Origin of the sequence: Streptomyces sp. NBC_00435 (assembly GCF_036014235.1) — a bacterium.
Lineage (GTDB): Bacteria > Actinomycetota > Actinomycetes > Streptomycetales > Streptomycetaceae > Streptomyces.
This window is the reverse complement of record NZ_CP107924.1, coordinates 1080541-1100918: the sequence shown is the minus strand read 5'-3', so window position 1 is coordinate 1100918 and position 20378 is coordinate 1080541. Positions and strand designations below refer to the sequence as shown.

At 73.2% G+C, this 20378-nt stretch carries 19 protein-coding genes and 1 pseudogene; 10 read left to right on the top strand and 10 right to left on the bottom strand.

Annotated features, from left to right (window positions below):
• Positions 1-21 precede the first annotated feature (21 nt).
• Entirely contained in the window at positions 22-183 is a 162-nt protein-coding gene (locus OG389_RS04845) for a hypothetical protein (protein ID WP_328297213.1), read from the bottom strand.
• Positions 180-3315: pseudogene (locus OG389_RS04840) on the bottom strand (DEAD/DEAH box helicase). The gene OG389_RS04845 and the pseudogene OG389_RS04840 overlap by 4 nt, the downstream one beginning before the upstream one ends.
• A 180-nt stretch (positions 3316-3495) precedes the next feature.
• Between OG389_RS04840 and OG389_RS04835 the strand changes: the two are divergent.
• Positions 3496-3678, top strand: a complete 183-nt coding sequence (locus OG389_RS04835) for a hypothetical protein (protein WP_328297212.1) — start codon at positions 3496-3498, stop codon at positions 3676-3678.
• Between the two features lie 20 nt (positions 3679-3698).
• Positions 3699-4253, top strand: coding sequence for an MOSC domain-containing protein (locus OG389_RS04830; RefSeq protein WP_328297211.1), 555 nt, complete (start codon positions 3699-3701; stop codon positions 4251-4253).
• Positions 4254-4361: 108 nt separating this feature from the next.
• Here the strand turns inward: OG389_RS04830 and OG389_RS04825 are convergent, their stop codons facing one another.
• The 4 genes from OG389_RS04825 to OG389_RS04810 form a co-directional block, all read right to left on the bottom strand.
• On the bottom strand, positions 4362-5351 hold the full coding sequence (locus OG389_RS04825; RefSeq protein ID WP_328297210.1) for an NAD(P)-dependent alcohol dehydrogenase: 990 nt from the start codon (positions 5349-5351) through the stop codon (positions 4362-4364).
• A gap of 195 nt (positions 5352-5546) precedes the next feature.
• Positions 5547-6029 (bottom strand): SAM-dependent methyltransferase, encoded by a 483-nt coding sequence (locus OG389_RS04820; protein ID WP_328297209.1) that lies wholly within the window; start codon positions 6027-6029, stop codon positions 5547-5549.
• 163 nt (positions 6030-6192) lie between these two features.
• Positions 6193-6981, bottom strand: a complete 789-nt coding sequence (locus OG389_RS04815; protein ID WP_328297208.1) for a hypothetical protein — start codon at positions 6979-6981, stop codon at positions 6193-6195.
• Between the two features lie 434 nt (positions 6982-7415).
• The gene (locus OG389_RS04810; protein ID WP_328297207.1) at positions 7416-8135 is read right to left on the bottom strand and encodes a class I SAM-dependent methyltransferase; all 720 of its coding nucleotides are present in this window, start codon (positions 8133-8135) and stop codon (positions 7416-7418) included.
• A 168-nt stretch (positions 8136-8303) separates the two neighbouring features.
• On the opposite strand from OG389_RS04810, the gene OG389_RS04805 reads away from it, so the two are divergent.
• From OG389_RS04805 to OG389_RS04785, 5 genes are all read left to right on the top strand, one after another.
• On the top strand, positions 8304-9101 hold the full coding sequence (locus OG389_RS04805; protein ID WP_328297206.1) for an MHYT domain-containing protein: 798 nt from the start codon (positions 8304-8306) through the stop codon (positions 9099-9101).
• Positions 9102-9241: 140 nt separating this feature from the next.
• Positions 9242-11995, top strand: coding sequence for a nitrate- and nitrite sensing domain-containing protein (locus OG389_RS04800; RefSeq protein WP_328297205.1), 2754 nt, complete (start codon positions 9242-9244; stop codon positions 11993-11995).
• Positions 11995-12438 carry a roadblock/LC7 domain-containing protein gene (locus tag OG389_RS04795; protein WP_214954590.1) on the top strand — a complete coding sequence of 148 codons (444 nt, stop codon included), beginning with the start codon at positions 11995-11997 and terminating at the stop codon, positions 12436-12438. The genes OG389_RS04800 and OG389_RS04795 overlap by 1 nt, the downstream gene beginning before the upstream one ends.
• A 17-nt stretch (positions 12439-12455) precedes the next feature.
• Positions 12456-12836 carry a DUF742 domain-containing protein gene (locus OG389_RS04790; RefSeq protein WP_328303519.1) on the top strand — a complete coding sequence of 127 codons (381 nt, stop codon included), beginning with the start codon at positions 12456-12458 and terminating at the stop codon, positions 12834-12836.
• Positions 12836-13465, top strand: a complete 630-nt coding sequence (locus OG389_RS04785) for a GTP-binding protein (protein WP_328297204.1) — start codon at positions 12836-12838, stop codon at positions 13463-13465. The genes OG389_RS04790 and OG389_RS04785 overlap by 1 nt, the downstream gene beginning before the upstream one ends.
• Before the next feature lie 71 nt (positions 13466-13536).
• On the opposite strand, the gene OG389_RS04780 is transcribed toward OG389_RS04785, so the two are convergent.
• Positions 13537-13965 carry a PPOX class F420-dependent oxidoreductase gene (locus OG389_RS04780; protein ID WP_328297203.1) on the bottom strand — a complete coding sequence of 143 codons (429 nt, stop codon included), beginning with the start codon at positions 13963-13965 and terminating at the stop codon, positions 13537-13539.
• 106 nt (positions 13966-14071) lie between these two features.
• Here OG389_RS04780 and OG389_RS04775 point away from each other — a divergent pair, with 106 nt between their 5' ends.
• Both OG389_RS04775 and OG389_RS04770 read left to right on the top strand, forming a co-directional pair.
• Positions 14072-14470: a roadblock/LC7 domain-containing protein gene (locus tag OG389_RS04775; protein WP_112449847.1), complete on the top strand. Its 399-nt coding sequence runs from the start codon at positions 14072-14074 to the stop codon at positions 14468-14470.
• A 206-nt stretch (positions 14471-14676) separates the two neighbouring features.
• Complete coding sequence (locus OG389_RS04770) at positions 14677-15465, top strand: DUF6397 family protein (RefSeq protein WP_328297202.1); 789 nt, start codon at positions 14677-14679, stop codon at positions 15463-15465.
• Here the strand turns inward: OG389_RS04770 and OG389_RS04765 are convergent.
• The 3 genes from OG389_RS04765 to OG389_RS04755 all read right to left on the bottom strand — a co-directional run bounded on the left by OG389_RS04765 (position 15429) and on the right by OG389_RS04755 (position 19376).
• Entirely contained in the window at positions 15429-15830 is a 402-nt protein-coding gene (locus tag OG389_RS04765) for a YchJ family protein (RefSeq protein WP_328297201.1), read from the bottom strand. The genes OG389_RS04770 and OG389_RS04765 overlap by 37 nt on opposite strands.
• A 32-nt stretch (positions 15831-15862) precedes the next feature.
• Positions 15863-16765, bottom strand: a complete 903-nt coding sequence (locus tag OG389_RS04760; protein WP_328297200.1) for an acyl-CoA thioesterase — start codon at positions 16763-16765, stop codon at positions 15863-15865.
• Between the two features lie 88 nt (positions 16766-16853).
• Positions 16854-19376, bottom strand: a complete 2523-nt coding sequence (locus tag OG389_RS04755) for a DEAD/DEAH box helicase (RefSeq protein WP_328297199.1) — start codon at positions 19374-19376, stop codon at positions 16854-16856.
• 145 nt (positions 19377-19521) lie between these two features.
• Here OG389_RS04755 and OG389_RS04750 point away from each other — a divergent pair, with 145 nt between their 5' ends.
• Positions 19522-20313 carry a metal-dependent hydrolase gene (locus tag OG389_RS04750; RefSeq protein ID WP_328297198.1) on the top strand — a complete coding sequence of 264 codons (792 nt, stop codon included), beginning with the start codon at positions 19522-19524 and terminating at the stop codon, positions 20311-20313.
• Positions 20314-20378 lie beyond the last annotated feature (65 nt).

Sequence of the window (20378 nt, the reverse complement as noted above, 5' to 3'; positions counted from 1 at the left end):
CCCCACCGCGCCCGAACGCGCCTACCGGCGGCCCTGTTTGACCTGCTCCCCGTCGAGCGCGCTGTCCTCCAGGGCGCGCAGCCAGGCGTGGCCCCACCAGGTGCGGGCGAAGCCGCGGCCGGCGGGGGGCGCCAGCGCGGGGAAGGTCTTCTCGCGGGCGCCGTGCGCGCGTTCAGGGCTCATCCGCGTCGCTCCTCGGCAGTGGTCGGGCGGAGCGCCACGAGTGCGGCCAGCTCCGTATCGCTGAGCTCGGTCAACGCGGCCTCGCCCCCCGCCAGTACGGCGTCGGCCAGGGCGCGCTTGGCCTCCAGCATTTCGGCGATGCGGTCCTCCACGGTGCCTTCGGCGATGATGCGGTGGACCTGGACGGGCTGGGTCTGGCCGATGCGGTAGGCGCGGTCGGTGGCCTGTTCCTCGACGGCAGGGTTCCACCAGCGGTCGTAGTGGATGACGTGGCCGGCCCGGGTGAGGTTGAGGCCGGTGCCCGCCGCCTTGAGGGAGAGCAGGAACACCGGGACCTCGCCCGCCTGGAAGCGGTCCACGAGCTCCTCGCGCCGCGCGACCGGCGTACCCCCGTGCAGCAGCTGGGAAGCGATGCCGCGCGCCGCGAGGTGCTTCTCCAGGATCCGGGCCATCGCCACGTACTGGGTGAAGACCAGCACCGAGCCGCCCTCGGCGACGATCGTGTCGAGCAGCTCGTCGAGCAGTTCGACCTTGCCGGATGCCGCGGCGGTGCCCCGCCGGGGGTCGTGGCCGTGTTCCTTCGAATACTGCGCGGGGTGGTTGCAGATCTGCTTCAGCGAGGTCAGCAGCTTGACGACGAGGCCGCGCCGCTCCATGCCGTCGGCCCCGGCGATCGCGGCGAGGGTCTCGCGCACGACCGCCTCGTACAGCCCGGCCTGTTCGCGGGTCAGTGGGACGGTGTGGTCGGTCTCCGTCTTTGGCGGCAGCTCGGGCGCGATCCCGGGATCGGACTTCTTGCGGCGGAGCAGGAACGGCCGTACGAGCGCCCTCAGCCGGGCCGCGGCCAGCGGGTCGCGGCCGCTCTCGACCGGTTCGGCCCAACGGGTGCGGAAGGTTCCCAGGCGCCCGAGCAGGCCGGGCGTGGTCCAGTCGAGGACGGCCCACAGCTCGGACAGGTCGTTCTCGACCGGGGTTCCGGTGAGGGCCACACGGGCGGCCGCCGGGATGGTGCGCAGGGCCCTGGCGGTGGAGGAGCGCGGGTTCTTGACGTGCTGGGCCTCGTCGGCGACGACCATGCCCCAGCCGACGGCGGCGAGTTGGGGCGCGTCCACGCGCATGGTGCCGTACGTGGTGAGGACGAACCCGCCGTCCGCGCCGCCCCGCTGCTCCAGGCCGCGGCCGGCGCCGTGGAAGCGGCGCACGGGCGTCCCCGGGGCGAACCTCTCGATCTCCCGCTGCCAGTTGCCCAGCAGCGAGGCCGGGCAGACCACCAGCGTCGGGCCCTCGTGTCCTTGCTCCTGCCGGTGGAGGTGCAGGGCGATGAGGGTGACGGTCTTGCCCAGCCCCATGTCGTCCGCGAGGCAGGCGCCGAAGCCGAGTCCGGTCATCCGGGCGAGCCAGCGCAGACCGCGGAGCTGGTAGTCGCGCAGGGTGGCGTGGAGGGCGGCCGGCGCCTGCGCCTCGGCCGGCCCCTCGGCCGGCACGTCGGCCCGCGTTCCGGCCGGCGTTCCGGTGGGCCCCGGTTCGGAGACGAGGAGCGCGCGCAGGCGTTCCAGCGGACCCGTGGCCTCTACGTCGTACCGCGTGCCGTCGAGCTCCGCCGACCCGGTCAGTACGGCGGCCAGTGCGTCGGCGGCCGTCATCTCGCGGTCCTGGCGGGCGCGGGCCCGGGCCCGGCGGGCTTCGGCCGGGTCGACCAGGACCCACTGGTCGCGCAGCCGGATCAGGGGGCGCTTCGCCTCGGCGAGCCGGTCCAGCTCGCCGGGGGTCAGATCGCCCCGTCCGCCGAGGGAGTAGCGCCAGCCGAGGGGGTGCGCGGCGGTGGGGGAGAGCGGACCGGGGGGCGCGGAGCCGGTGGCGGGACGGCCCACGACGGCCCGGGCGGTGAGCGTACGGGCGAGTCCGCGCGGCCAGTGCACCTGCACCCCGTCGGCGGCCAGGACGCCGGCGGCCTCCCCGAGCAGCTCCGCGACCTCCTCGTCGGCGAGGTCCACGGAGTCGGGGACGGCCGCGCCGAGGAGCGGAGCGAGCGCTGGCCAGAGGCGGGCGGCGCGCCGCAGAGCGCGGAGGGCGTCCAGACGGGCGTGCGGCGGGAACGCGGCCGCGGCCGGCCCGGATCCGGCCCAGACGTCGGCGGCGTCCGCGACGAGGGCGGCGTCGGCCAGGCCGTGCATCTGCAGGACGGCCCGGAAGGCGGGGGGTTCGCAGGACGCGTCGAGCTCGATCCGGAGCGAGACCCGCACACCGGCGTCGTGCCCGGCGGCGACCTCGGCGGCCCAGTCACGCAGCTCGGGGTGGAGCCGCGACGCGGGGGCGGCGTAGGCGGACCCGCCGGTGGCCGCGGGCGCGGCGGGGGAGCGGGGCAGGGTGTCGGCGACCGCGTCGAGGAAGGCGCGCAGCAGCGGCTCCGGCGCGGGCAGCCGCGCCGCCCCGCCGGCGCTGTCGCGGACCTCGCCGGAGCCGGAGCCGGAGGCGGGGGCGGGGGTTTGGGTCGAGCGGGACGCAGTGCGCGTCGGGCGGCATGGCGGCCGCCAGCTCCCGGACCTCGTCCAGATCGGCGCTCTCCAGCGGCCCGAGCCGCCAGGCGTCGTACCCGGCGGGGCTCAGCCCGGGGAGCAGCAGCCCGCGCGCGGCGAGGCGCAGGGCCAGCAGCGCGGCGGCGCCCCAGAAGGGCACGGCTCCGGCCGAGGCGGCGGCCCGGGCCCGGGTGAGCATCGGCAGGGCCTCGGCTAGGGGCACGACGAGGGCCGGCACGGTGGTGCGGCGCAGGTCGGGCGTGACGACGGTGAGCTGCTCGGTGGTGCCGGTGGTACCAGCGATGTCGGTGGTGCCAGTGATGCCGGTGGTACCAGCGATGTCGGTGGTGCCAGTGATGCCGAGTCCGTCGAGGCGGAGGCCCGGACCCCCGTCTCCGCCGCCGCTCATGCCGGCCGGTCCGAGGCCCGGCCGGGGCAGACCCTCACGTGCCGGGCCCGCATCCGGAAGGCTGCCATCCGGTGGCTCCGAGGCCGGCAACCCAGAGCCCGGCAGGCCCGAACCCGCCTGCCAGAAGGCGATCCGGCCGTCGCGGGCCGGTTCGGCGGGGAGGAAGACGGCGGAGCAGCGGATGAGGCCGGAGATCGTCGAGCGCACGCATTCCCCAAGCTTGACTACCGAATACGGGGTGACCGAGAGTAACCCACGCCCGGCGCCCGCCGTCCGTGGCTGTGCCGTGAGCCGGGTCACGGCCCAGGCCGTACGTTCGGCCGGGAACGCGGGAGCGCGAGCGCGCGTTGTGAGGGGTAGTGGCCGACGGAGAAAGAGGTGCCGCAGATGTCCACGAGCGGAAAGGTCGCGCTGGCCGGAGTGGTGGCAGCCATCGTGCTGTTCTGGGCGGTCGGGTTCTGGGCGGGACTGCTGGTCCTGATCGGAGTGCCGGCGGCCGCCTACCTGCTGTTGGACTCCTCCCAGCGTCGTAGGGTGCGGGGTATGTCCAGGAAGCGGATCGGCCGCTGACAGCGGCTGGGGGGTCATTCATGAGTACGGCGACGGCGGCACAGGTAGCGTCGGTCAGCAGCAACGGGGTCTACTCCTTCACCAAGCCCCAGCGGGAGAGCATCACGCTCCTCGAAGGGCTCGGCGTCGAGGGCGACGTCCACGCGGGAGTCACGGTCAAGCACCGCTCCCGGGTGGCCCAGGACCCGACGCAGCCGAACCTCCGGCAGGTGCACCTGATCCACCGGGAGCTGTTCGAAGAGGTGGCCGGGGCGGGCCACCAGGTCGAACCGGGTCAGCTCGGGGAGAACGTCACCACCGAAGGCATAGACCTGCTCGGCCTGCCGACCGGCACCCTCCTGCGCCTCGGCGCGGACGCGGTGGTCGAGGTGACCGGTCTGCGCAATCCGTGCCTGCAGATCGACGCCTTCCAGCACGGGCTGCTCAAGCTGGTGGTCGGCCGGGACGACGAGGGCAACCTGCTCCGCAAGGCCGGGATCATGGGCGTGGTCCACCGGGGCGGCACCATCCGCCCCGGCGACAGCATCGAGATCACGCTCCCGCCGGCACCGCACGTCCCGCTCGAACGCGTCTGACCCGAAGGGGCCTCCAGTCCCTGCCCTGGCGGGTCCGGGGCTCTGCCCCCGACCGGACACCCCTGCTGGGGGCGCGATCCGCGATCGGGGCAGCGGCCCGGTGTGCCGTCACACGGCGATGACGACCTTCGCACGGGCGTGCTCCCGCTCCAGGTACCGGATGGCCTCGGGCACCTCGCTCAGCGGATACGTGCGGTCGACGGCCGGGGTGAGCCGGCCGGAGTCGGCGAGCTCCGCCAGCGTCGCCAGATTCTCCCCGGTCGGTTTCGCCGTGAGGACGAGCAGCCGCTGGCGGGTGAAGCGCGACAGTGCCTGCCCCTTGAGGATGAGCCCCATCGGACCCACCAGGCTGCCACCCTCGAACACGCCCCCGCCCGACAGGACGAGCGTTCCGGTGGGCGTCAGCACGCTCCGGAGCTCGGTCAGCGAGCGGTTGCCCACGAGGTCGAACACGAGGTCGTACCGCTGCCCGCTCCGGACGAACTCGTCCTGGGTGAAATCGTCCCGGCTGTAGTCGACTACCCGGTCCGCACCGAGGGATCGGACCAGCTCCGCGTTGCGCGTGCTGCACACCCCGGTGACCTCCGCGCCCAGCGCCCTGGCGATCTGGACGGCGAAGGTTCCCACCCCTCCTGACGCACCGTTGACCAGCACCTTCTGGCCCGGCCGTACGCGTCCCAGATCGCGCAGCCCCATGAGAGCGGTGTTCCCGGCCAGTGGCAGCGCCGCCGCCTGCTCGAAGCTCAGGCCCCTGGGCTTCGCCTCCACCGCGCCCTCCGGGGCGCAGACGTGCGTGGCGAACGCCCCGTCGGCTTCGCCGAACACCTCGTCGCCGGGGCGGAAACGTCTCACTGCCGCGCCGACCGCTTCGACCCGGCCCGCGAAATCCGTGCCCCGGATCCTCGCCTTCGGGCCGCCGACCCCGAGCACCAGGCGCGCCACGTACGGATCGCCCCGCATGAGGTGCCAGTCGCGTGCGTTGACCGAGGCCGCGTGGATCCGTACCAGCACCTCGTGGTCGCCGGGCGACGGAGTCTCGACCTCCCGGAGCTCCAGGACGTCGGATGAGCCGTAGCGGTCCTGGACGATCGCCTGCATGGGGTCTCCGTACTGCACCGGCCGGTGCGCGAAAGGTCACCCGGTCCGAAGCCGGCGATACCCACGACGGTAGGCGAGTACCACCGCTCCGGACATCGGGGACGACCCCTAGGTGAAGCCCCGCGGACGTCAACTCCCGGCCAGCGCACGGCCGTAGCGCCGGCATCGGGCGCGCCGTGCTGATCGCCCTGAAAGTCAGTAGTACTCGCGCATCAGCTCCGTGGCCCACTCCGGCTGGCGGTGGTCGCCCCGGGGGCCGAATTCCGTCATGTACGGCTTGAGATCGAGCACCGGAGTGCCCGAGACCGCGTCCAGGCCCTCCACGTGCAGCTCCGGTCCGTCGACCGCCAGCCCGTCCACCTTCACCAGACGGCAGCGGGAGAGGCCCAGCCGGTTCGGCCGGTTCTTGCCGCGCTGGGCGAAGATGCCGACGAGCGGCCAGTCGGGATTGCCCCTCGGGTGGCGCGCCCCGGTCTCGATCCTCTCCTCCGGGACCCGGTCGAAGTGGTAGACCACCTCGATGTGCGAGAAGTCCTCCAGCCCGTACAGCGCCTCCGGCCCGAACCGCTCCCGGTCCAGCCGGATCACCGCGGTCTCCCGCCCCCAGTCGTCGTCGACGACCTCCGGGCGGCCACCCACCACCACGCCCACCGGGACGACCACCACCTGATCCGTCAACGCACCCTCCCTGTCGTAGCTCTGGTCCTTCTCATCACCGCGCACCCGGCACGATCACTCGCGCGCGCAGCCAGCACGCCGTGCGCAGATCGCAGCTCGCAGTCCGCAGTCCGCAGCTCGCAGTCCGCATCCCGCGATCCGGGCATCCCGGACCGGCGCCCGTTCAGGACGGCCGCACCGCGACCCGGTCCAGGGACGCCAGCAGCTCCGCCAGTGCCGGGAGCTCCCCGTACGCGTCGTGCGGCACCGCCAGGACCTCGCTCGGCTGCTCGTCCAGCAGGACGAAGGCCGCCCCGCCGGTCCGGGCCACGAGCGACCATCCGGGCCCGTCGACGCGCAACGTCCGTACCTCGTCCCCCGCGAAGGAGGATCTCACCCTGCCGGGCGGCGGCGGGCTCTGCGTGTACCCCAGAGCCTCCTTCAGGGCCCGCGCCAGCCCCGGGTGCGCGGCGGCGGCCGCCCCGCCGTCCGTGGCCACGCGCTCGCTCCAGTCGGCCCACTCCCGGGCGATCTGGTCGGCGCCCATTCGCCGCTGCACCGGCCCCCAGGCCTCGGCCGACGGCGGCGCCAGCGGCACCCGCCCGGTGCCGTCCGCCCCCTGCTCCGGATCGTGCGGCTCCGGTATCCCGGCCGTCGCCACCGCGAGCGCCAGCGGCCAGCCCGCCAGCGAGACCACGATGGACCGCTCGTCGGGGGACAGGTCGTACTCCATCCCGCAGTCCCACGAGGCGATGGCCATGGCCACGAGCGACACGTCGTCGACCACGACCGTCCAGCGCGCGCCCTCCTCGTCCTGGCCCAGCACCAGCCCGTACCCGGCGGCCGCCGGCGGCACGCCCAGCAGCGAGCAGGCCTCGGGGAAGTCGTCCCCCAGGATGCTCGGGAACTGCGCGGGGGTCAGCAGCACGGCGGTCAGCACGTACAGCGAACCGCCGTCCTCCTCGTCGGACACGTGGCCTCCCGGTCGTTCACTCGTCGGCGCACCCTAACCAGCGGGTAACCGCCGCGTCGATAGCCCACGGGAGACGATTTCCAAGCCCGCCACCTGCGGGTGGACTTGGCCGACCACCACGCAGAGGTGTCCCGGTGAGGCGTCGCGACCGGCCGGGGGAGATCCTCCGGCCCGATCCGGACAAGCGCCGCGGGTGCGCGGTCCGGCTGCCGCACCCGTACGCAGCCGCGCACCACGCCCGTCGGAACCCGGAGACGAAGGGCTACCGGGACGGCCTGATGTGGGCGGGCCCGGCACGTTCCCCGTCCCCGGCCCGGGCGGTCGCCCCGGGCCCCCTCCGCGCCCGGCCGGCCGGAGCGGTTGCGCGGCCTCCGGCCGGATCCGGATCGCCTCCGCGGACCCCGGGCGAGGGGCCGACGTAAAGCCGTCGCCGTTCAGGGGGTGCGGACCGCCACCGCGAGGAAGCGTGCGTCCTCATCGGTGTACGAGGTCATCCGCCAGCCCGAACCGGCCAGCAGCGGGCCGAGGTTGTGCTCGGCCCGCATGTCCTGCGGGGTCAGTTCGCGGCCGTGGCGAGCCGCCAGTGCCGCGCGCCCGATCGGGTGGAACAGCGCGAGTCGGCCCCCCGGGCGGACCACCCGGGCGAGCTCGCGCAGATTGGCCCCGGGATCGGGCAGGTGGGCGATCAGGCCGGCGGCGAACACCGCGTCCAGCACCCCGTCGCGCAGCGGCAGCCGCGCCACGTCCGCGAGCAGCAGGGCGCCCTCGGCGCCCCGGCCCGCATCCCGCGCGGCGGCCAGCATCTGCGGGGTGACATCGGCGCCGAGCACCGTGCCCGACGGGCCGACGGCCGCGCGCAGCGCGGTCAGCGCGCGCCCGGTGCCGCATCCCGCGTCGAGCACCCGGTCCCCCGGACGCAGCCCGAACTCGCCCACGGCGGTGGCGAAGGCGGGTCCGTCCCCGGGGAACTTGCTGTCCCAGCCGGCCGCGCGCGCCCCGAAGAACTCCTGGACGTGGCCGCGGTCCCGGGACTGCTCCTGAGACCGGTCCTGCGGCTGGTCCTGCGGCTGGTCCTGAGACCGGTCCTGCGGCCGGTCCTGAGACAGCTCCCGGGTTTGGTCCTGGGCGTGGTCCTGTGTGCGGTCGTCGCTCATGTGCCCATGATCCCGCACCCGGGCTCTGGCACATGCCTGCGGAACGTGTGCAAGGTGGTACTCGGTGTGATCGAAGATGAACGTATCTCTGTCATATTCCAGCAGTTCCAGTGGCTTTCGAAATGCGCCCCATGTTCGTGCCCTCACCCGGACTAGCGTCCCGAGGCCATGGGACACCTGGACCACGCCGCCTACGGCTGGCTTACCCCCGCGCTGTCATACGTGATGGCTTCGATCGGCGCCGCCCTCGGCCTGCGCTGCACCGTTCGCGCGCTCGCCGCGACGACCGGAACCTCCCGCCGCAACTGGCTCCTCACCGCGGCCTCGGCCATCGGGACCGGGATCTGGACGATGCACTTCGTCGCGATGCTCGGCTTCCACGTCACCGGGACCGAGATCCGCTACAACGTGCCGCTGACCATCCTCGGACTGGTCGTCGCCGTCCTCGTCGTGGGCGCCGGAGTGTTCGCCGTCGGCTACGGCAAGGATCGCGGCCGGTCTCTCGTCCTCGGCGGCCTCACCACCGGCCTCGGCGTCGCGAGCATGCACTACCTCGGCATGGCGGCCCTGCGCCTGCACGGCTCGGTCTCCTACGACCCGCTGATGGTCGGCCTGTCGATCGCCATCGCGGTCGTCGCCGCCACCGCGGCCCTGTGGGCGGCGCTCAACATCAAGTCCCCGGTGGCCGTCGCCGTCGCCTCGCTCATCATGGGCGCCGCCGTCACGAGCATGCACTACACCGGCATGCTCGCCGTCGCCGTCGACGTCGCCCCCTCGGACGCGGCCCTGCCGGGCGCCACCGCCATGCAGTTCATCTTCCCGCTCGCCGTCGGCCTCGGCTCCTACCTCTTCATCACCTCCGCGTTCGTCGCGCTCTCGCCGACCGCCGACGAGCGGGCGGCCTCCGCCGCCGCTTCCGCCGACCTGCGCCTGGGAGAGCGCGGAGCCGCCGCCCCGGCGGGCTGAGGCGGCGGCGCGGTCCTCCCCCTCCGGGCCGCCGCCACCGTCAGCACCTTCGCCACCGCCACCGCCTGACGGCGTGGGGCCGATGCCCACGCCGCCCCCCGCCCCGTCACGTACGTACGCACCGCCGGAACGAGGAGCCCATGCGCAGACCCCGCAGAACACCGGAAGCAGCGGCGTCGCGGCCGCCCGCGCCCGCTCCCGCGGGCCGCCGGGCACACGCCGGACCGCCCGCCGAGGAGCCGGTGGAGCAGGCGGTACCCGGGGTGTTCGCGGCGGCACCCGAGGGTGGCGGCCGTAGTGCGCGGGCCCGGCTGCGCCCCGCCACCGTCCGCGCGAAGATCGTCTCGCTGCTGATGGTTCCGGTGGTGTCCCTGCTCGCCCTCTGGGCCTTCGCCACCGTCGACGCGGCCCAGGACGTCGCCCGCCTCAGCCGCGCCCAGCGGGTCGACCGGGAGCTGCGGGTTCCGATCACGGCCGCCGTCACCGCGCTGCAGGCCGAACGGCGTACGGCCCTGCGGCTGCTGGCCGACCCCACCGCCGGTCAGGCCGTGGCCGCCCAGGCCCCCGGTCAGTCCGGCGCGCTGGAGGAGCAGGCGCGCCGCACCGACGCCGCCGTGCGGGCGCTGCGGCTCGGCGACCGCAACACCGTCGCCGACTCCGGGGAGTACCGTTCCGACATCGTCCTGCGGCTGCGCGCCTTCGTCGCCGCCGCCGAAGGGCTGGGCCCGGCGCGCAAGGACGTGGCCGAGCACCGCGCGACCCCCGAAGCCGCCTACGAGACGTACACCCGGGTGATCGATTCGGCGATGGACGTCGGTGGCGCCCTCTCCGGAGGGGGCCCCGCCGCCGAACTGGGCGTGGACGCCCGCGTCCTGCTGGAATTCGCGCGAGCCGGTGAGCAGCTCTCGCGGGAGGACGCCCTGCTGACGGCGCCGGGCCCGCGCACGGCCGAAACGCTTCGCCGCCTGACCGGCGCGGTCGAGACCCGGCGGGCACTGACGGCCTCCGCCGCCCGGGACCTGCCCACCGCCCAGCAGGACGCCTGGCAGTCCGTCTCCAAGAGCGCCGCCTACGCCGATCTCACCGGGGCCGAGGACGGGGCGCTCACCGCCGCGGGATCCCTGGTCGCGGCGCCGGGCTCCTCCGGTCCGGCCGGTTCCTCGGGTTCGGCCGGCGCAGCCAAGGACCGGGACAAGGACGCGCGCGCCGCCGTGGCCCCCGCCGGACCGCCCGCCGGCTGGGAGGCCGCGTACACCTCCGTGGCCACCTCGATGCGGGAGATCTCGGACGCCGCCCACGCCGCGTCGGCGGACCGTGCCGACCCCTTCGGTGCGGGCGTGCTCAGCTCGGCCGGAGCGGCCGTCCTGCTGGGTCTGGCCGCCGTGGCCGCCTCGCTCGTCATCTCGGTGCGCATCGGCCGGGCCCTGGTCGTCGAGCTCGTCTCGCTGCGCAACACCGCGCTGGAGATCGCGCACCGCAAACTCCCGCGGGCCATGGACCGGTTGCGGGCGGGCCAGGACATCGACGTGTCCGCCGAGACCCCGCCGGGCCCGGCCGCCGACGACGAGATCGCCCAGGTCGGAGAGGCACTGGCGACGGTCCACCGGGCGGCGCTCAGCGCGGCCGTCGAACGCGCCGAGCTGGCCAGCGGCGTGAGCGGGGTCTTCGTGAACCTCGCCCGGCGCAGCCAGGTACTGGTGCACAAGCAGCTCACCCTGCTCGACTCGATGGAGCGGCGCGCCGACGACCCGGGCGAGCTCGGTGACCTCTTCCGGCTCGACCACCTGACCACGCGGATGCGCCGGCACGCGGAGAGCCTGATCATCCTTTCGGGTGCCGCTCCCGGGCGCGCCTGGCGCACGCCGATCCCGCTGACGAACGTCGTACGGGCCGCCGTCTCCGAGATCGAGGACTATCCGCGCGTCGAGGTCCGCCAGCTCGCCGAGGCCGCCGTGATCGGCGGCGCCGTCGCCGACCTCACCCACCTGCTCGCCGAACTCATCGAGAACGCCACCCAGTTCTCCCCACCGCACACCAAGGTCCGGGTCAGCGGGGAGCCCGTCGGCGCCGGCTACGTCCTTGAGGTCGAGGACCGGGGGCTCGGCATGGGCCGCGAGGCCCTGAGCGAGGCGAACCGGCGCATCGAGCAGTCCGAGGCGCTCGACCTCTTCGACAGCGACCGCCTCGGGCTCTTCGTCGTCAGCCGACTCTCCGCCCGCCACGGTGTGAAGGTGCACCTGCGCATGTCACCGTACGGAGGCACCACCGCGGTGGTGCTGCTCCCGAACTCCCTGCTCCAGGGCGCCCTCACGGCCGCCGCCCCGCAGCCCGGGGCGGAGCATCACCCGGTGCCGGAGCCCGCGCAGCTGCTGGAGCCGGCCCCCGAGCCGGTCCGGGAACAGCCCTGGGAGCCGGCCCCGGCCATGAGCGTCGTACGGGACGACGTGCGCGGGATACCGGTCCCGGACCGGCGCCCGGCCCGGGAGGAGCCCCGCCCCGCCCCGGTGGCACCGCTCCGGCCCCGCGGCTCCGCCGGCGCGGCTCCCCGTACCCCCACCCCGGCGGTCGCGGCGGCTCCGGCCGCCCCCTCGGGCCCGGCCGCCTCGGTCACCGAACTGCCGCGCCGGGTCCGGCAGGCCAGCCTCGTCCCGCAGCTGCGCGAGGCCCCCGAGCCCAAGGCCCCGGCCGGGGTCCGGGGGGCCGGGGACCCGCCCGGGCGCAGCCCCGAGCAGGCGCGCGAGCGGATGGCGGCGTACCGGGCGGGCTGGGTGCGCGGCACCCAGGCGGGCGCGGGGCCGGACGGCGCTGCGGGCACGGGCAGCGGTACAAGCACCGGCACCGGCACCGGTACAAGCGCGGGCGTAGGTACAGGCGAAGGCGAAGGAGCACGATGATGATCGAACACCAGAGAATCGACCTCGACGGAGTCCGCAGGTCCGGCGAACTCGACTGGCTCCTTGACGACCTCGTGGTCCGCGTCCGCGAGGTGCGCCACGCGGTGGTCCTGTCGAACGACGGGCTGGCGGTGGGTGCTTCGAGCGCGCTCAGCCGGGAGGACGCCGAGCACCTGGCGGCCGTGGCCTCCGGGTTCCACAGCCTGGCCAAGGGCGCGGGCCGGCACTTCCACGCCGGGGGCGTGCGCCAGACGATGGTGGAGATGGACGAGGGCTTCCTCTTCGTGGCGGCCGCCGGCGACGGCTCCTGTCTGGCCGTGCTCAGCGGGGCCGGCGCCGACATGGGGCTGATCGCGTACGAGATGGCCCGCCTGGTGAAGCGGGTCGGCGAGCACCTCTACACCCCGCCCCGGTTCGCGGCACGCCCGCCGGCCGCGGGCTGAAGGCGGCGGCCTTGACCATGAACGGCCAGTGGTACGACGCCGACGCGGGCCCGCTCGTCCGCCCGTACGCCATGACCGGAGGGCGTACCAAGCCGGGACCCCACGGGGTCCGCTTCGACCTCATCGCCCTGGTCGTCGTCGATCCGGCGGGGACCGACGAGGCGGCCGAGTCGCTGCTGGGCCCGGAGCACCGGGCGCTGCTCGGCCTGTGCCGGGACGAGACCCAGTCGGTGGCGGAGCTCGCGGCGGACGCGGACCTGCCCGTGGGCGTGGTGCGCGTACTGCTCGGGGACCTGCTGGAGGCCGGGCACGTCAAGGTCAGCCGGCCGGTGCCGCCCGCGCAGCTGCCGGACGAGCGGATTCTGCGTGAAGTCATCGAGGGATTGCGAGCGCTGTGATGGGACTGCACGAAGACGGGGCCGCGGGCCAGGACGACGAACTGGCCGCGCTCGCCCTGAAGATACTCGTGGCCGGCGGCTTCGGTGTCGGCAAGACGACCCTGGTCGGGTCGGTCAGCGAGATCAGGCCGCTGCGGACGGAGGAGTTGCTCAGCGAGGCCGGAGAGCTGGTCGACGACACGGGCGGGGTGGACCAGAAGACGACGACCACCGTGGCGATGGACTTCGGGCGGATCACGATCAGGTCGGGGCTGTCGCTGTACCTGTTCGGGACGCCGGGGCAGGACCGGTTCTGGTTCCTGTGGGACGAGCTGTCGCAGGGCGCGCTGGGCGCGGTGGTCCTCGCTGACACGCGGCGGCTGGAGGACTGCTTCCCGGCGGTGGACTATTTCGAACACCGGCGGATTCCGTTCGTGGTCGCCGTCAACTGCTTCGCGAATGCCCGGCGGTACGCCTCGAACGAGGTGGCGCGGGCGCTTGACCTGGATCAGGGGACACCGGTGGTCCTGTGCGACGCGCGGGACAAGGACTCGGGGAAGGAAGTGCTGATCCGGTTGGTGGAGTACGCGGGCCGGGTGCATACGGCGCGGCTGCTGGAGTCGGTGGAACCACAGGCCGATTCCGTGTGAACCGGCCCGCGGGTGGCGGGTGGCGGGTGCGGGGAGGGGCGGACGAGCTGGCGCGCGGGCGGTGACCGGCGTCAGTCGGTCACGCCGGCCACCGTGATCACCTTGTCGATGGGGACACGGACGAGCAGCTCCCCGGGGACGGCGTTGCGGCGGCCGAAGGCCTCGCCGCGTTCCGCGCCCATGTAGCGGGCACCGATCCGGGCCGCCCACGGGAGCATCTCCTCCAGGTCCTCGCTGATCTGCGCCCGGCCCTGGAGGACGACGTAGGAGAACGGCGGCCGGTCGTCGTCCACGCAGAGCGCGACGCGGCCGTCACGGGCCAGATTACGACCCTTGACGGTGTCCTTCCCCGTGTTGAACACGAAGGAATCGCCGTCGAGAACGAACCAGATGGGAGCGATGTGAGGGCTTCCGTCCTCACGGACGGTGGACAGTTTGCCGGTGCGGGTGGAGTGGGAGACGAACTCCCGCCATTCCACTTGAGTCATCTTCTTCACCATGGGCCCATCCTCCTTGCCGGAAAGCCGCTGGTGGGGAAGGCTGGCGGCAGGAGTACGCGGGGTGGGGCGCGGCCGGTCCGGCCGCGTCGACGGGGAGGGACTGAATATGGCACTGGACAAGCAGCTGGACTGGCTGCTGGACGACTTGACGCGGCGGGTGCAGCAGGTCCGGCATGCGGTAGTGCTCTCCAACGACGGCCTGGTGACGGGCGCGAGCGCGGGCCTGGCGCGGGAGGACGCGGAGCACCTGGCGGCCGTCGCGGCAGGGCTGCAGAGCCTGGCGAAGGGGTCGGGGCGGCACTTCCGGGCGGGTGAGGTGCGCCAGACGATGGTCGAGTACGACGAGGGGGTCCTCTTCGTCATGGCGGCGGGTGCGGGCAGCTGCCTGTGCGTACTGAGCGCCGCCGAGGCCGACATCGGGCACGTGGCCTACGAGATGACCCTGCTGGTGAACCGGGTGGGCGAGCACCTGGGCGTCGCCGAGCGGCGGATCACCGGGGGCTGAGGCCGGCGGCCGGTGCCGGACCGGCCCACCCCGAGTTGTCCACAGGCTCTACGGGGTGTCGTCGCGCTGAGTTATGTTCTTCACGCAGAGTAATCACTTCTGGTGGGGAGAGTGTGATGACGCAGATGACGCAGATGACACAGGCGGCGCCGGCGACACGGATGACGCAGCCGGCGCGGAGGTCCGAGCCCCGGGCGGCGACGGCAATGGCCACGGCATGTGATGAGGTCCGCGGCCTGATCGGCGCCGGGCAGGCCGCGGAGGAACTGGGCTTGAGCCGGAGCGAGTTCGCCCGTGCCGTCCAGTTGGGCATCGTACGGGCCGGCCCCCCGGGTGCCGCCATGGCCGCGCGCTTCACCCGGACCGAGGTCGACCGGGTCCGGTCGGCCGGGGGCTTCCCGGACGCCCTCCGCGAGCGCGTGGAGACGGTGGCGGGAGCCGAGGCCGCGGCCGCCGTCATGGGAGTCGGCCCGAGCCGGTTCACGCGGCTCGCTCGTTGTGGGCATGTCACCCCGGTGGGATACCGGATCAACCGGTACCGGGCGGTGGTGTGGCTCTATCTGGCCGCGGAGCTACGGGACTTCGCGGCGCGCGAGCCCGGAATGCTGTGCGGCGGCGCGCCGCCGGCCGATCGGGAGCTGATGGCGGACAAGGCCGACCTGCGCCCGCGGAAGTGGCGCGAGCGGCATGTGGGGCTACTGCTGGGACGGACCGCCGATCCGTGGGAGCGGGCTGCCGTACTGGCCTCGGTACTCCCCGACGAAGAGCTGCGCGACACCGTGCCCGATGCGGCCGAGCGCATCGTGCTCGCGGCACTCGCCCCGCCCCCGCCGTACGGGCATCCACAGGTCCCGGCGGCAGCCGCGGTGGCGACCAGGCTGCTGCGGGCCGGTCCGCAGCCGGACGAGATCCACTGGTACCGCAGCAGCCTGGAGTTCGCGCTGACCGGAGCCCGGGGTCAGTCGAAGTCGACGGGGGAGAGGGGGCCGACGTAGACCCAGGCCCCGTTCTCACGGGAGAAGGAACTGTGCTCGTGCAGCGAGCCGGTGTGCCTGCCCTCGCGGTAGTGCGCCCGGAACTCCACCGCACCCTCGGTCTCGAACACTCCGCCGCGCTCGGTGGCCAGGATCTCCAGGCGCTCCCAGCGCTGCCCGGGATCGAGGTCGAGCGTGCCCGGCCGCGTCGACGGGTGCCAGGAGCGCAGGAGATAGGCCGTGTCGCCGACGGCGAAGGCGCTGAAGCGGGAGCGCATCAGCAGTTCGGCGGTGGGCGCCTGCCGCTCGCCGGAGTGGAAGCGGCCGCAGCACTCGGGGTAGGCGGCGGGCAGCCCGCAGGGACAGGGGAGGGCCGGGGTGGGCATGGGCGCACTCAGTTCTCGGGAAAGGGGGCGGACTACTGCGGTGACACGGCCGGCTTGAACGCCTTGGCGCCGTACGGGCGGAAGAGCCCTTCCTGGACCACCGACACCAGGAGCCTGCCCTCCAGGTCGTAGATGCGGCCGCGGGCCAGGCCGCGGCCGCCGTGCGCGATGGGCGACTCCTGGTCGTACAGGAACCACTCGTCCGTCCGGAACGGTCGGTGGAACCACATGGCGTGGTCCAGGGAGGCCATGTCGAAACCGCGCATGCCCCACAGGGGTTCCACGGGGATGCGCACGGCATCGAGGAGGGTCATGTCACTGGCGTAGGTGAGGGCGCAGGTGTGCACGAGCGGGTCGTCGCCCAGCGGGCCGACGGCGCGCATCCACACCGCGCTGCGCGGATCGGCGTCCTTGAGCTCCTCGGGGGTCCAGCGGAGCCTGTCCACGTAGCGGATGTCGAAGGGCTGGCGGCGGGCCATCCGCTCCAGGGCCTCCGGCAGCGCTCCCAGGTGCTCGCGGATCTCGTCCACGACCTTCGGGAGCGTGTCCGGGTGCGGGAAGTCGAGGCGGGGCGGCAGCTGGTGCTCGATGCTGCCCTCCTCCGGGTGATGGAAGGAGGCGGTCAGATTGAAGATGGTCTTGCCCTGCTGGACCGCGGTGACCCGGCGGGTGGTGAAGGAGCGCCCGTCGCGCACCCGCTCCACCTGGTACACGATCGGCACCCCGGGGATGCCGGGGCGCAGGAAGTACGCGTGCAGGGAGTGGACGGGCCGGTCGCTCTCGGTGGTGCGGCCGGCCGCCACCAGCGCCTGGCCGGCGACCTGGCCGCCGAAGACGCGCTGGAGGGACTCCTGGGGGCTCGCGCCCCGGAAGATGTTGACCTCGATCTGCTCCAGGTCGAGCAGATCGACCAGTCTCTCGGCGGGGTTCGTCATCAGAGGATCTCCACTGTCGGGCCCGGCGGCCGCGGTGGCGCCGGTCGGTTGCGGGTCGGGGGTGCCCCCGGCCGGAGCCGGGGGGAGATCAGAGCTGGCCGAGCTCGCCGACCGAGGTGACGCGCAGGACGGCCCGGCCCTCCTCGTCGGAGGCCGCGAGGTCGACCTCGGCGCTGATGCCCCAGCCATGGTCCCCGTTGGGGTCGGCGAAGGTCTGCCGGACGCGCCACAGACCGTGCGCCGGGTCCTCCTCGATCTGCAGCAGCTTGGGGCCGCGTGCGTCGGGTCCGGTGCCCAGGTCGTCGTACTCGTCCCAGTAGCCGTCCATGGCCTCGCCCCAGGCGTCCGCGTCCCAGCCGGACTCGCCGTCCAGCTCGCCCAGTACGTTGACGTGGTCCAGGGCCGCCAGTTCCACCCGGCGGAACATGGCGTTGCGGACCAGGACTCGGAAGGCGCGGGCGTTCGCGGTGACCGGCTTGACCTGGTCGGCCTTCTCCTGGGCCTGCTCCGCCGTCTCCACCTCCGGGTTCGCCAGCTGCTCCCACTCGTCGAGCAGGCTGGAGTCGACCTGGCGGACCAGCTCGCCGAGCCAGGCGATGAGGTCCTGGAGGTCCTCGGACTTGAGGTCGTCGGGGATGGTGTGGTCCAGCGCCTTGAACGCGCCCGCCAGATAGCGCAGCACGATGCCTTCGGTGCGCGCGAGTTCGTAGTACGAGGTGAACTCGGTGAAGGTCATAGCGCGTTCGTACATGTCGCGGATGATCGACTTCGGGGAGACCGGGTGGTCGCGGACCCACGGGTGGCTCTTGCTGTACACGTCGTAGGCGTGCAGCAGGAGTTCTTCGAGGGGCTTGGGATAGGTGACCTCCTGGAGCCGCTCCATCCGCTCCTCGTACTCGATCCCGTCGGCCTTCATCGCGCCCACGGCCATGCCGCGTTCCTTGTTCTGCTGCGCGGCGAGGATCTGGCGCGGGTCGTCCAGCGTGGACTCGACGACCGAGACCATGTCGAGCGCGTAGGAGGGGGACTCCGGGTCCAGCAGGTCGAAGGAGGCCAGCGCGAAGGTGGACAGCGGCTGGTTCAGCGCGAAGTCCTGCTGGAGGTCGACCGTCAGCCGGATCGTGCGGCCCTCGGCGTCCGGGGTGTCGAGCTTCTCGACGACACCGCCGTCCAGCAGGGAGCGGTAGATGGCGATGGCCCGGCGGATGTGGCGCAGCTGGGCCTTGCGCGGCTCGTGGTTGTCCTCCAGCAGGTGGCGCATCGCCTTGAAGGCGTCCCCGGGACGGGCGATGACCGACAGGAGCATGATGTTGGTGACCTTGAAGCGCGAGGTCAGCGCCTCCGGGTCGGCGGCGATGAGCTTCTCGAAGGTGAGGTCGGACCAGGCCACGAAGCCCTCGGGGGCCTTCTTGCGGACCACCTTGCGGCGCTTCTTCGGGTCGTCGCCGGCCTTCGCCAGCGCCTTCTCGTTCTCGATGACGTGCTCGGGCGCCTGGGCCACCACATAGCCCGCGGTGTCGAAGCCGGCCCGGCCGGCACGGCCCGCGATCTGGTGGAACTCGCGGGCGCGCAGCGTGCGGACCCGGGTGCCGTCGTACTTGGTCAGCGCGGTGAACAGCACCGTGCGGATCGGGACGTTGACGCCGACGCCGAGGGTGTCGGTGCCGCAGATGACCTTCAGCAGACCGGCCTGGGCCAGCTTCTCCACCAGACGCCGGTACTTGGGCAGCATGCCCGCGTGGTGGACGCCGATGCCGTGGCGGACGTAGCGGGAGAGGTTCTGGCCGAACTTGGTGGTGAAGCGGAAGTTGCCGATCAGCTCGGCGATCTTGTCCTTCTCCTCGCGGGTGCACATGTTGATGCTCATCAGCGACTGCGCCCGCTCGACAGCCTGGGCCTGGGTGAAGTGCACGATGTAGACCGGCGCCTGCCGGGTCTCCAGCAGCTCGGTGATGGTGTCGGTGATCGGCGTCGTGACGTACTCGTACGAGAGCGGGACGGGACGGGTCGCCGAGCGGACCATCGAGGTGGGCCGGCCGGTGCGCCGGGTCAGGTCCTCCTCGAACCGCTTCATGTCGCCGAGGGTCGCGGACATCAGGATGAACTGCGCCTGCGGCAGTTCCAGCAGCGGGATCTGCCAGGCCCAGCCGCGGTCCGGCTCCGCGTAGAAGTGGAACTCGTCCATCACGACCTGGCCGATGTCGGCGTACTTGCCGTCGCGCAGGGCGATCGAGGCCAGTACCTCGGCGGTGCAGCAGATCACCGGGGCGTCCGCGTTGACCGAGGCGTCGCCGGTCAGCATGCCGACGTTCTCGGTGCCGAAGAGCTTGCACAGGTCGAAGAACTTCTCCGAGACCAGCGCCTTGATCGGGGCGGTGTAGAAGGTGACCTTGTCCTGGGCCAGTGCCGTGAAGTGGGCGCCGGCCGCGACCAGGCTCTTGCCGGAGCCGGTCGGGGTGGACAGGATCACGTTCGCGCCCGAGACGACCTCGATCAGCGCTTCTTCCTGAGCCGGGTACAGGGTGATGCCCTGGTCCTGTGCCCACGAGGAGAAAGCCTCGAAGAGGGCGTCGGGGTCGGCGTTCGGCGGGAGCTGATCAATGAGGGTCACACCCCCCATCTTGCCTGGCTTCCCGCCGGATCAGGGAACCGGCGGGAAGAAGGAAGATCATCGACGGTACGCTGTGCCGTCGATGCGGCCCGAACGACACCGTCAACTGGGCCCGACCAGCACACCACCGGGGCGGGGAACGACCATGATGGGTCCGGCGCACTCACTTTCCGGGGCAGCGGCTTGGCTCGGGGTGGGGGCCGCGGCGGCCGCCGCCGGGCACCCGATGCCCTGGCCCGTCCTCGTGGTCGGCGCGCTCATCTGCGCCGGAGCCGCCCTCGCCCCCGACCTGGACCACAAGTCGGCGACGATCTCCCGTGCCTTCGGCCCCCTCTCCCGGGGCCTGTGCGAGGTGGTCGACAAGATTTCCTACGGCGTCTACAAGGCCACCCGGGCGCCGCGCGACGCCCGCCGCACCGGGGGCCACCGCACCCTGACCCACACCTGGGTCTGGGCCGTCCTGATCGGTGGGGGCTCTTCGGCGCTCGCCGTCACCGCCGACCGGTGGGGTGTGCTCGCCCTTCTCTTCGTCCACCTGGTGCTCGCCGTCGAAGGCCTGCTCTGGCGGGCCGCCCGCATGTCCAGCGACGTCCTGGTCTGGCTGCTCGGCGCGACCAGCGCCTGGATACTGGCCGGCGTGCTCGACCAGCCGGGCAACGGCTCCGGCTGGCTCTTCACCGGCCCCGGCCAGGAGTACCTGTGGCTCGGCCTGCCGATCGTGCTCGGCGCCCTGGTCCACGACATCGGCGACGCCCTGACCGTCTCGGGCTGCCCGATCCTGTGGCCCCTGCCCATCGCCGGCAAGCGCTGGTACCCGATCGGCCCGCCGAAGATGATGCGCTTCCGCGCGGGCAGCTGGGTGGAGCTCAAGGTCCTCATGCCGGTGTTCATGCTCCTCGGCGGAGTCGGCGGGGCCTCGGCCCTCGGCTTCTTCTGACCGCCGGGGAAACGTACGGGGCCCGGTCCCTCCGCGACTGCGGAGGGACCGGGCCCCGTACGGCA